Origin of the sequence: Paenisporosarcina sp. TG20, assembly GCF_000286315.1 — a bacterium.
Classification (GTDB): Bacteria; Bacillota; Bacilli; order Bacillales_A; family Planococcaceae; genus Paenisporosarcina.
Window position 1 is genome coordinate 1 of sequence record NZ_ALJG01000079.1, and the last position, 1,890, is coordinate 1,890.

The window sequence follows — 1,890 nt, forward strand, 5'->3', positions numbered from 1 at the left end:
GCCTTTGTTCCATTGTGTGCGCCTGCGGGGTCTCACTGGACTCGCTTTTTCCGCAGGAGTCGCCGCCTTCCACTACAATCATTCTCCTTTTAAAACTAACCGTGATAACAATATAGTTCTAAATAAATATAAAAAATTGTCTTAATTTTTTAAATAAAAGTACTCAAGATGAAGTGTGTGTGTTTTAAAAAGGAAATCACGCCTTCATATTAATCGTTATAAAGAGAGTAACGCCAAAGGAAATTTCATTTTAAAACGTTAGTCTCATTTGCTTAAAAACACCCATGAATACTGGGATTTTGGCATCCTAAAGTCATATGCTTTTGTATGAAAATAAATGTAGATAAATAGACAACATTTAACTAACCACCCCTTCTATCTTTTTAAAGGGGTTTACCCTTTCCTCTTTTTGTTTGAAGATCACTTTTCATGGTAGATGGTGGCTTACGTGAAGCGTAAGCCACGGTAGTTTCTTATCTTGTAAGAAAAACCGGGCAAAGTGCTCCTGATCCTTTTAAGTAATTACTAATATGGGTGTTAGTAAAAAATCCATTCTGTATCGACTTGGGTTTCCAGTTTGTACGGCCAACCAGATGCACCATAACCTGAAGAATAGAGAACCCTAGGGCAATTTAGCGGCGGATTTGCGTCCGACGAGTCCCTTCAACAAATGATAATATTGTATTTCTAATATTGGTTGATGAGACAAAAGACACTGATTGTTAGAAAGTATTTTGAGCAGGTTTTCAGTTCGCTTAGGACGTTTACTCTGCTGCACCTTGGTCTAGAGAACAAAGAGGGTGGGCTTGTGACTACGTCACTGCGCACACCCTCTCTTATTCAAATCATCTTGCGGCTAATATGCGTCCTTCGCTCCCTTGCAACCTGGACACTATTAGTTACAATCGTTTGGTTTACTAAAGAATTGAGTCTTCCTTTACATAAATATTCGGCCGAAGATGATATTTCGGCCTCTCTCTGTTTCTTATATTATTTCAAAACAAAAAGCAAAATATGGACTTCTACACTAAAGAACTGGTAGCCACCCATACATCGCAATACCATCGCTGTGCACAACAGAGGATGAAAATGTATGCAGAACGGATCTACTTGGAGATTTGTGGTGACGTATAGTTCTTCCGTTACCCTGACTCCTACAACTAAGGTGTATCAAAGAATTTAGCCTCCTAAATGGGTAATGGGTAGCAGTAGCACTCATAGAGATTTATTCTACTCAAATGTTGCACTAATCAATTATATTTTTTAAATCTGGGACACTCTTTTTTTTTTGCTTATCGCAACCGATTATTTATTATCAAGAACTTTTACTTAATAGTCATTCATGAACTCAATACTTATCCATTCACTCACATCAATTCTTAGTATCAAGAGAGTTCTGAACACCCTGCTAGTATAACGAGTGATATAAATAGACGTTATTTCATTCATTCATAATTCTCCCAAGAATTGAAAATGCTTTTAAACTAGCTCTAAGATGTCTTTGAAGTTATTCACAACAAAATCAGCTTGTTTTAATTCATCTTCTTGAGCAAAGTCAAAGTTCACACCAATCGAAATAAAGGCATTATCCTTAGCTGCAGAAATATCTGAAGAACGATCTCCGACAATGTAGCCCTCTTCTATTTGTTTTTCATTTTTGACCATTTTGACTAAATCAGATTTATGTCCTGATTTCATTAGTTGGATACTGTATGTATGTTGAATAAATCTATCCAAATTATAAGTTTCTACAATTGCTTGTAAGTATTCTATTTGTCCATTGCTAACAATATATAATGGATACTTTTTACTTAACTCATTTAATGTTTTCTCCACATCAACATATAATGCTCCTTGTTGTGCTTTAATAACTTAAGTTTCGCACCTTGA

At 35.8% G+C, this 1,890-nt stretch carries 1 protein-coding gene; it reads right to left on the bottom strand.

From position 1 onward, the window contains the following. Positions 1 to 1,479 precede the first annotated feature (1,479 nt). Positions 1,480 to 1,869, bottom strand: coding sequence for an HAD hydrolase-like protein (locus tag B371_RS20965; protein WP_083844925.1), 390 nt, complete (start codon positions 1,867 to 1,869; stop codon positions 1,480 to 1,482). Positions 1,870 to 1,890 lie beyond the last annotated feature (21 nt).